Annotated in this window: 9 protein-coding genes; 4 read left to right on the forward strand and 5 right to left on the reverse strand. The window is 31.8% G+C overall.

The genetic code is table 11. The features are described 5' to 3' along the window. The 5 genes from B2989_RS02310 to B2989_RS02330 form a co-directional block, all read right to left on the reverse strand. Positions 1-453, reverse strand: a complete 453-nt coding sequence (locus tag B2989_RS02310; RefSeq protein ID WP_145005951.1) for a retropepsin-like aspartic protease — start codon at positions 451-453, stop codon at positions 1-3. Then, positions 437-3,010 carry a CHAT domain-containing protein gene (locus tag B2989_RS02315; RefSeq protein WP_292943557.1) on the reverse strand — a complete coding sequence of 858 codons (2,574 nt, stop codon included), beginning with the start codon at positions 3,008-3,010 and terminating at the stop codon, positions 437-439. Before B2989_RS02315 ends, B2989_RS02310 begins: the two co-directional genes overlap by 17 nt. A 30-nt stretch (positions 3,011-3,040) precedes the next feature. Further along, positions 3,041-4,993 (reverse strand): PKD domain-containing protein, encoded by a 1,953-nt coding sequence (locus tag B2989_RS02320; RefSeq protein ID WP_292943559.1) that lies wholly within the window; start codon positions 4,991-4,993, stop codon positions 3,041-3,043. Positions 4,994-5,162: 169 nt separating this feature from the next. Beyond that, entirely contained in the window at positions 5,163-6,146 is a 984-nt protein-coding gene (locus B2989_RS02325) for a hypothetical protein (RefSeq protein ID WP_292943561.1), read from the reverse strand. A gap of 61 nt (positions 6,147-6,207) precedes the next feature. Then, positions 6,208-6,708 (reverse strand): hypothetical protein, encoded by a 501-nt coding sequence (locus tag B2989_RS02330; RefSeq protein WP_292943563.1) that lies wholly within the window; start codon positions 6,706-6,708, stop codon positions 6,208-6,210. A 142-nt stretch (positions 6,709-6,850) separates the two neighbouring features. On the opposite strand from B2989_RS02330, the gene B2989_RS02335 reads away from it, so the two are divergent. The 4 genes from B2989_RS02335 (at position 6,851) to B2989_RS02350 (ending at position 10,078) form a co-directional block, all read left to right on the forward strand. Continuing rightward, entirely contained in the window at positions 6,851-7,432 is a 582-nt protein-coding gene (locus B2989_RS02335; RefSeq protein ID WP_292943565.1) for an RNA polymerase sigma factor, read from the forward strand. Positions 7,433-7,436: 4 nt separating this feature from the next. Then, positions 7,437-8,192 (forward strand): tetratricopeptide repeat protein, encoded by a 756-nt coding sequence (locus B2989_RS02340; protein ID WP_292943567.1) that lies wholly within the window; start codon positions 7,437-7,439, stop codon positions 8,190-8,192. A 78-nt stretch (positions 8,193-8,270) separates the two neighbouring features. Continuing rightward, positions 8,271-9,038 (forward strand): TatD family hydrolase, encoded by a 768-nt coding sequence (locus tag B2989_RS02345; protein ID WP_292943569.1) that lies wholly within the window; start codon positions 8,271-8,273, stop codon positions 9,036-9,038. 8 nt (positions 9,039-9,046) lie between these two features. After that, complete coding sequence (locus tag B2989_RS02350; protein ID WP_292943571.1) at positions 9,047-10,078, forward strand: asparaginase; 1,032 nt, start codon at positions 9,047-9,049, stop codon at positions 10,076-10,078. Positions 10,079-10,191 lie beyond the last annotated feature (113 nt).

Here is a 10,191-nt window from a genome sequence, read left to right on the forward strand (position 1 = left end):
TTAGACTAATTTTTTTAAGTACAAATATTTTTTTTCGTAATCAATTATTCCTTTTACTTTTTTTAATACATCTGCTCCAATGATACCATCAACTGGTTGTGCGTTATGATTTATTAATGCTGTATTAACGTGACTTAAATCAAATAATACTAAAGCAGACTTTGCTATTTTAAGTCGTCCAATCTTGATAGTATTATTTTTAGATACTTGAGTAACCATACCTATTGCGCCAGCTCCCGCAGCTAAAATTTCAGAATCTTTAACTTTTTTTAAGCTAAATTTTTTAGCTGCCTCAAAACCTACACAGCTATTTGATGCACCAGTATCTAAAATAAATAAGCCTTTATAGCCATTTATGGACGCTTTAATTTCAAAATGATTAGTTTTTGTTAGTTTTAATTTGACTCTTATATAGTCTTTGGCAAATAAAAAATCTTTAAGCGTTTGGTCCATTTTTGCGTTTACGTATTATAATCCATAAAAGTAAAGCAATCCCTAAACCAATAAAAGTAAAAATGATATATTTTGAATTTACCGTTGGTTTTTCTGGTGTCAAATGACCATAATAGATAAAGGTACTCCAGTAATAAGGTGATTTTTTTATGTTAGAAATGGATTGATCTTTTAAATAATCTAATTTAGCTAAACGATTAGCTATAAAAGGAGAGTGTGATTGACTATAATTTTTGTAAAACGAAGCCATTAGTTGTGAGGTTGATAAATCATTGATTTTCCATAATGAAAACAATAAATTTTCAACACCTGCATATTGGAAACCTCTTGCTAAGTTCATGCTGCCTTCTCCTTTTTGTAATTTTCCAATACCAGTTTCGCAAGCACTAAGGACTACTAATTGATTTTTAAGATTAAGACTGTATAAGTCGTTTAAAAATAATTTTTGATCTATAAAATCTATGTTTGCAGGGATGGTAAATGTCCCGCTACTTGCGTGTGTAGATAAGTGTAATACGCCATAATTTTTAGCTTGTTGCATCGCATTGCTTTTAGTGGCATCGTGGTACATTAAAAACTTTGCATTTGTTTGTTTGTCAATACTTTTAGCTTCGTCTAAAGAGTAGGTTAGCTTTGCATCACTATTGTCAAATACAGGAAACACACCCAAGACTTTATCTTCATATTTAAAATCCGACGCGTTTAAATAAAACAAAGCACTAGTATTGTACGCTAATACTTGGTTGTTGACAACAAATGGCATTTTAGAATAGTTTTTGCTGTCTGTGGATTGGGTTAGTAAACTTTCAAAAGGAATAAAATTTAAAAAGCCATCCGTAATTATTACTACATTTTTAAAAGCTAGAGTTTTGTCAAAATGTAATGCTTTGTATAGTTTAAAAGCAGCATTGGAAAATTGTGGAATGTTATTATTTATAACCGATGAGTTATCAAAATAATGAATATAGTCACTTATAGCTGTGTTAAAAACAGCATCTCTTGTAATGTTATTTAAGCTTATGGCTGTTGCCGAAATTATAAACTGAAAAATATGATTTTCGCCATAAAAATACTCGACCAACACAGCATGATCTGTTTTTAATTTATGTTGCAGTTTTGAGATTGAAATATCTACATCGTTAGGCTCAGGATACTTAGCCTTAATTTTAACTTTTAATTTTTTTAATGCAATACTGACTGATGTTAACTCTTGACTTAATTTATTTATCTGTTTTACATCTTGTTGATATTGGACCTTAATTAAGGTATTTGTTAAAAGCTCTTGTTGTTGTAATAATGTTAACTCTTTTATTAATAAGGTGTCTGTTGGATGACGTTCTAACAGTGTTTTTTTGCCAATTATTTCTTTTAAAATCGAAGCTTTATTTTTTTCAGCGTATGCAAAAGCTTGTTTAATAAGGGTTGTGTCTTTAGTGTTTTGATAGGCTTTATAAAGTGCACTTATTATGGACTCACTACGTTTACGATTGGCATGTAGATGGATGAGTTTAGACTCTTGTGAGGTTAAGTTATTAGTCAATAATGTTGAGACGTAAAAGCTTAAGTCATAACAGGCTAAAGTATTGTCAAGATTGGATTGTAGTAAAGCCAATAAATCAAAAATATCAATAAATGTGTTTTCAGGATAAAGAGTTTCTTTTTTTGGTAAGTTTTGTAGATTATAATTTGGTAATAACGCTTGTAAAGCCAGTTTTAGTTTTACTGAAGTGCTTTTAAAATCGTTTAATTTATAGTGTAATTGTGCCTCTTCAAAATTTAATTTTGCTACAGTTCTTGCGGTTAGTGTCCCCTTATTTATCTGTAAATATTTAGTTTTAAAATAGAATAATGCAGTTTTATAATCTTTGTTTTTTAGCGCTAAATGGTATTTACTATCGTTATCATACTTGTTTTTCAACGCCAATACATTAGGGTTCTTTTTTAATTCAGAATTATTTTGAATAGCACTTTTATTAATTACCTGTTGTAATGCTTGCTTTTGTATAGCTGAAGCTCCTTTTATATCTAAGCCATTTTTGGCAATATTAAGTGCTGCATTAAATTTGCCAAGAGTATAATAAAGATTAGCTAGGTTTATGGCACCACTAATTCTGTGTGGATTGTTTTTTTGTTTTTCAGCAAGAAAAATATAGTGTTTAATTGTGTTTTCTGCATTAGTATAATCTCCAATTTTATGATAAAGTATACCTAACGGTTTTAAGCAATACTCTGTTATATCATACACAAAGGTTTTATTTAATTGTTGTGTGTTGTAAACGTCCAATGCAGCCTCATAAGCAGTAATAGCTTTGGGTTGTTGGTTACTTTGATATAAATAATCTGCTTTATTGACTAACAAAAATAGATAGGCAAAATAATGGTCTTTTGTCTTTAGTTTTGAAGAGAATTCAGCTTCGTTTTTAACTAAATCGGAAAAGGTTTGAGTAGTTCTATTTTTGTTAAATGTTTCAGTAGCCAAATAAATACTTTCTTCTAAATCTTGCGAAAAACAACATCCGAAGACTAAAAAAAGTAATATGACAAGGCTATATTTCATTATTAAAAGTATAAATCAAATTAATTCTATCTAAAATTTCCAGATAGCGTAAAACTGCATGTAATTATAATTTGTTTTAAAATTGAATACATATCGTGCACCAATACTTGGACCAATTCTGGCAAATCCAGCAGTTGCTTCTACTAAAAAACCGGTTCTGAAGTTTGTAAATGTCTCTGTGTTCTGGGTAGAGGTTTGTGATGTGTCTAATAAAAAAGGCGGTTGGATGTTGGTGTTTTCAAATTCTTCTATTAAAATGTTTTCTGTACTTTTTTGGCTAATGGATAGTGCGCCTTGTAAACCTGCTCCAAGACCAATGTAATTATTAACGTTATATCTTGCTAATACAGGGATTTCCCAATCTATGTTGTCATAGGATTTGGTGGTTGTTGTGCGCTGTAGCCTGTCGTCGATTCCAGGTTCGCCAATAATGGTTTGAGTGACCAATCTATCACTATCAAAGTTGTGAAAACTGTTTAAAAGCTCTGCTTGCCAATACCATTTGTAGGATTTGTAAGGTGATACTGTGGCGCCAACAAAGTAACTTTTAGAATTATCTAAATCCGAGAATAGGTTGTAACCAGCTTTTAAACCAATAGATATACCTGGTAAAAAACGTGTCGTAGAATAGTTAGTTATTATTGGGTCGTTTTTGTCAAAAATTATAGCAGTACGTGATTTGGTTTTTTGCTTATGAAAATCCTTACCAAACTTAATGCGGTATTGTACAAAACCTTTTGTGGAGTCATAAACCTTTACGTTTTTTTGCTGGCTTCCTGGTAAGTAAATGTTTTTAAAAGTAAATATGGCTTGCTTTTGTGTATAGCTTGTGTCAAGGCAACTATATTGGACCTGGTATTTAGGACAAATTTTTACTTTTGGGTACATGTCCAAAACTTCAATTGTGGTTTTGTCAAACATATCTGGTATGTCTGTTTCTAGTTTAATTGTGGTTGCAGGACCTTCGCCATTATTTTGAAATCTAATTTTAAATTTAGGTTTTTTGTATCGTACTAATCTGTAGTTTAAAAAAGTAGCGTTTGAGGACATTTTGTTGGGATCATGAGAGGTTACAATTTCCATTTCCATGTCTTTTACATTATGGTCGTCATAATTATTATCTGGAATATAAACACCTCTAACCGAAATTATCGCGCTTGTATCCTTTAGCATTTCTGGTGTTGTTTTTAGGGTGTAAAATATATTACGCTCTTCATTTGGTTGCATGTTGCTAAAGCTTAATTGGCTTGAGTTCTTATAGTTAGCTTTAGCTTCGGCAAGTGTTAATGGTAGATTTTGTCTTTCAGTAGAATCTTGAGGGTTAAATGTTTTACGCAAGCTTTGAATTTCCGCGGAAGCGTAATAGGTTTTGTTTTCTGGTTTAGAGGTGTAAACTAGGTTGTCGTTATCTTGTGCAATCTCGCCATGATACGTTCTAGTATCTGTGATTTTAAAATTGTCGTCTCCATATTTTGCTTCGTTATAAAACAAATAGATTTTACCGTTTGTAGTGTAATCTTTTGTGTTTTTGTATTTGTAAATTACTACTATTTCTTCTTCTGGAATGGGCTCTCTGTTGCGTTGTAAATCTATTGCATCTTCCATTGACGCTTGCTCTGGGTAGGTGTCATCTGCAGTGTTAACTCTTATTTTTTTTGGTCTAGTGGTTGGTGGTTTGCCTGTGTCGTAATTATTGGTAGCCCAAAGTCTTACCTCATAGTCTCCTGATTTTTTGTAAACTTTAGTAGGATTATTTTCTTTACTGTAAGTACCATCACCAAACTCCCAATAATTTGTGTAAAACGCTTTAGGTGCACCAGCTATTTGATTTAGTTGTGGTGCATTTGGAGAGAATTGTACTTGTTTGCCTTCTATTTTGTAATCTATGGTTGCAGTGCGTCTAGTCGTATCTATTACTGTGTCTTGACTAAAAGTGATGTTGGTTAGGCTAAGGGTGAAAATAATAGCGATTATAGTTTTCATTTGTGGTGTGGTTTAGAGATTAAATTTAGTAATAAAAATATTGATACTAGCTTTTCAATCTATGAGTGGAGGTTTTAAGTAAAGCAACGGTATATAACAATAGATGTTTAAACATAAAAAAAGTCAGAAAAATTAATTTCTGACTTTTAAGTTTAAGTAGGCTAATGGTTTATGGTAAACCATTTATTAAAGCTGTTAAGGTTGCTTCTGTTCCTGTTGTTGTGTCATCCATAGTAAACGTTATAATATCATTTGCTACAATTGTCACTGGTTTGATTGCATATCTCCAAACACCATTGTCTTCTGTTACAAAAATAACGTGACACTCTAAACCAATTGGTATTTGTCCATAATGTTCGCTAAATAAATTTAATGTTCCGTCGTAGGTATCTAAAGCAGCTAGTCCAGAATCTTCACCATCATAAGATAAATATACAGCACTATTAGTAAAGTTGTAACCTATTGGAGCTTGTACCTGGATTAATGTTTTTGGTCTTGGGTCGCTATAAAAACGATCAACATTAGACCAACCAAAACCTTGTAACAATCCATAATACTCGCTACCCTCTACAAAAACACCACCTTGACCTGTAGCATCTTCTACCTCGTCCCAAGTTAAATTATCTTCTGCATCAATCTCGCCTTCCCAAAGTGACATTAATGGATCTGCTCCACCTGTTAAGCTAGCAGGTATAATAAGTTGCAAACCACAGGTTGTATCTAATGCGCTACCATTTTGTGTGGCTTCGATAAAAAATTCGCCTCCAGAAATTAATAAGGTTTTATCACTATTAGGTAATGTTCCCATAGTAGGTTTGTTTGTAGTAAGCATATTTCCTTTTTCAAACAACTCTACATATTCTAGTTGTACTTGTCCAGTTACTGGGTTACCATTTAAGGTTAGACAATTACCGTTAATATTAATTTGTACTCCATTGGCAGAGGTTAAAGTAATGTTTCCGTCATCTGCATTAAAGGTGAAATTTTGAGTTAGATTAGCTAATGCTATATCTTTAATATTTTTAAATTCCTGAGCTGTTGCAATGTCAATAGCATTGTCAAAGTCATTGTCTCCATCATCTTTAGTCTCGCAACTAGTTAGTAATGTTAAGGTCATTAATACTGTTCCAAAAATTGTTTTTAAATTTTTCATGATTTTATAATTTAAAGGTTTATATAGTTATATAAATAGTGTGTCTATTTTGTTACCCTATTTAGTATTCTTTTTTATTTCCGCTAGCAATTATTTTATGAGAAATTATATCTCCTTCTGCTACTAGACGTATTATTTGTTTTGCAGATGCTTCTGAGGTAGCATAACCTTTAGCGTATCCTTTTTGGCTTTTTACTTCCCAAAAGTATAGGCGACTTTCTGTTTTAAGCAGGTCACTTTTTAATACATAATAATTGGTGATTTTTCTTTCTAAAACAACTTCGTTTTGCCCAACTAAGTTTGATCGCTTTTTGGCTTCAAATAATGTTGTAGCAGTTCCAGAATATGTGCCATTAGTAGTTACAACTGTCCAGTCGTAAACTGTAATCAATTCATCTTTTAAAAGCTCAATGGATGTATTACTATTAAGTGATTTATTTTGGTTAGTTGCATTTAGGTTAAAAAAGCCTAACACTACGGTTGCTATAATTAAAATTGCTTTTTTACTCACGTTAATTTTGATGTTGCTAACGTGTTCCGGATTGTTTTGTAGTACGTTCATAATTTCTAAGTTTTAAATTGTTGTTTTTTAAGTTTGTGTGTGCTGTCTAATTTTGACTGTTACACCCTTATATCAAAACCATTTAAAATTTGTTACCCTTGTTTTGCTAAGTTTTTTTAAATTCGTTGGAAACAAAGGGTTTATGAGTCAAAAAAAAATACACGAAGACCAGAAGTATGTGGATGGATTGGTAAACAATAACTCCTTTATTATTCAGGCTATATATGATAAGTTTGCGCCTAAAGTGATTAATTATATCAAACAAAACAGTGGTGATGCAGATAGTGCTCAAGACATTATCCAAGACACCATACTAACTATATATAATCAAGGCAGTCAAAAAAACTTACAATTAACCTGTCCTTTTGATGCTTACTTTTTTTTATTATGTAAACGCAAATGGCTTAATGTTTTGAAAAAAAGAGATAATAAGGAGGTAACAATAAATGAGGAAGTGCTATCTAAAGATGACGACGCTTATCAGTTATCTTTTGAAACCTCTGTTTTTGAAAACAAACAGATATTATTTAATCAGATGTTTCAAAAATTAGGAGATGCCTGCAAGGATTTGCTAAAAGCTACATTTAAAATAAAATCTATGGAAGAAGTAGCCTTAAGTCTTAATGTAAGTTATGCTTACGCAAGAAAGAAAAAATCCTTATGTATAGGACAATTGTCCAAGTTAGTTAAAGAGTCGCCAACTTTTAATCAACTTAATTATTAATGCTATGGAAGAACAAGATTATATCCTTTTTGAAAACTATTTAGCTGGCGACTTATCTGATCAACAATCCTCAGATTTTGAAAACAAGTTAAATACAGATCAAGAGTTTAAGCAAGCCTTTACAATTTACAAACAATTGTCTGCTAATTTGGAACATGAGATTGGTAATAAAGACCAAATTGCAGATTTTAAAGCCAATTTAGATACTATTTCTCATAGGTATTTTGTCAAACAAGAGGATAAACAAAATCCAATAGAGCGTAAAAAGACTTTTAATTTTTATAAACTAGCAATTGCAGCAAGTATAGCATTAGTAATGGGCTTTTTTGCGTACAATCAGTTCTCTGGAGGAGCCAATTACTCTGATTTTAACACACATGACACTGTAGATTTTGCAGTAAGAAGTACAGAAGGGAATGTGGGTTTATTAATAAAAACAACAAAAGCATTTAATAACAAAGACTATAAAAAAGCTAAAGCGTATTTGGAAGAATTACTGCAAGACAATCCTGATAACGTTGAGTACAATTTTTATTATGCTATTACAAATATAGAATTAGATAATTTTGCTAAAGCAGAAACAATATTAGGTGATATCTCAAAAGGAAGCTCTGCCTATAACAATAAAGCAAAATGGTACTTAGCCTTAAGTAAATTGAAACAACAAAAAGAAGCAGAATGTATTAAGATATTAAAGACAATACCAGAAGATGCAGATGACTATGATCAAGCACATAAATTATTAAATAAAATAGAATAAAAAGAGTCTTAAATATAAGGTCTTAAAATACTTAACTAAAAGTCATCATATCCATGATGACTTTTTTATTTTTGCGATATGATAATTACAGATACACATACACATTTATATAGCGAAGCTTTTGACGACGATAGGGCAGACATGATGCAACGTACGTTGGAAGCTGGCGTTTCTAGATTATTTATTCCAGCAATTGATAGTACCTACACAACAAGTATGTTGCAACTAGAAAAAGACTATCCAGAACATGTCTTTTTGATGATGGGTTTACATCCAACGCATGTTAAAGATAATTATCTAGAAGAGTTGGCGCATGTGTCAGAGATGTTAGATACACATAAATTTTACGCAGTAGGAGAGATTGGTATAGATTTATATTGGGATAAAAGCACCTTAGCCATTCAGCAAGATGCTTTTAGAAAACAAATCACATTAGCAAAACAACACAAACTACCCATTGTTATCCATTGTCGCGAAGCATTTGATGAGATTTTTGAAATTTTAGAAGACGAAAAATCAGACGATTTATTTGGGATCTTTCATTGTTTTACAGGGACATTACAGCAAGCACATCAAGCCATTTCTTATAACATGAAACTAGGTATTGGAGGCGTAGCAACTTTTAAAAACGGAAAGATTGATCAGTTTTTAAATCAAATAGATTTAAAACATATTGTATTAGAAACAGATTCACCTTATTTAGCTCCAAAACCATTTAGAGGTAAACGTAATGAAAGTAGCTACATAATAAAGGTCATTGAAAAGTTATCTGATATATATGAAGTGTCCGAACAAAAAATTGCTCAAATTACAACAGAGAACTCTAAAGCAGTTTTCGGTATCTAAAAAAACTTATGACTAAAACTATTCCTAACATACTTCTTATTTACACAGGTGGAACCATTGGTATGATAAAAGATCCAGAAACAGGAGCATTACGCGCTTTTGATTTTGCTAACTTATTAGACCGTATTCCAGAGTTAAAATTACTAGAGTGTACAATAGAAACCTATTCTTTTGAAGAGCCAATAGACTCCAGTAATATGGAACCTAAATATTGGGTGCAAATAGCTGAGGTTATCCAGCAAAACTATACGCTATTTGATGGATTTGTAGTACTACATGGTAGCGACACCATGAGTTATACTGCATCAGCCTTAAGCTTTATGTTGGAGCATCTTGCAAAACCAGTTATTTTTACAGGATCCCAATTGCCAATCGGAGATTTGCGCACAGATGCAAAAGAAAATCTAATAACATCCATTCAAATCGCTTCTTTACAATATTACAATAAACCTGTAATTAAAGAAGTAGGATTGTATTTTGAATATAAATTGTACAGAGCCAATCGTACCACCAAAATAAATGCAGAACACTTTGAGGCTTTTGCAAGTCTAAATTATCCGGATTTGGCAGAAAGTGGTGTGCACCTAAAAGTTAATAACGAGTATTTATTTAAACCTAACACTAGAAAAGATCTAGTGGTACATAAGGATTTAGACTCAAATATTGCATTAGTAAAACTGTTTCCAGGAATTTCAAGAAACCTTTTAGAAAGTATTTTTAAAACCGAAGGACTAAAAGGAGTGATATTGGAAACCTATGGCGCAGGAAACTGCACAACAAAAGATTGGTTTTTACAGTTATTAAAGGAGACCATAAATAAAGGTGTGCCAATTATAAATGTAACGCAATGTTCCGGAGGAAGTGTCTTAATGGGACAATATGAAACTAGTGAAAAGTTAAAGCGAATAGGTTTAATTTCAGGAAAAGATATCACTACAGAAGCAGCATTGTGTAAATTAATGTATTTATTAGGAGAAAATATATCTCCTAACTTATTCAAAACCATATATGAAACGTCTTTACGTGGAGAAATGTCTTAAAATTAACCCTCAAAATTTTAACCTTAGGATATTTTTTTGTTATTTGCCCACCGTAATTAGTAATAATTACAGAGAGGTGGCCGAGTGGCTTAAGGCGCACGCTTGGAAAGCGT

The organism is Olleya sp. UBA1516 (assembly GCF_002323495.1).
GTDB lineage: Bacteria > Bacteroidota > Bacteroidia > Flavobacteriales > Flavobacteriaceae > Olleya.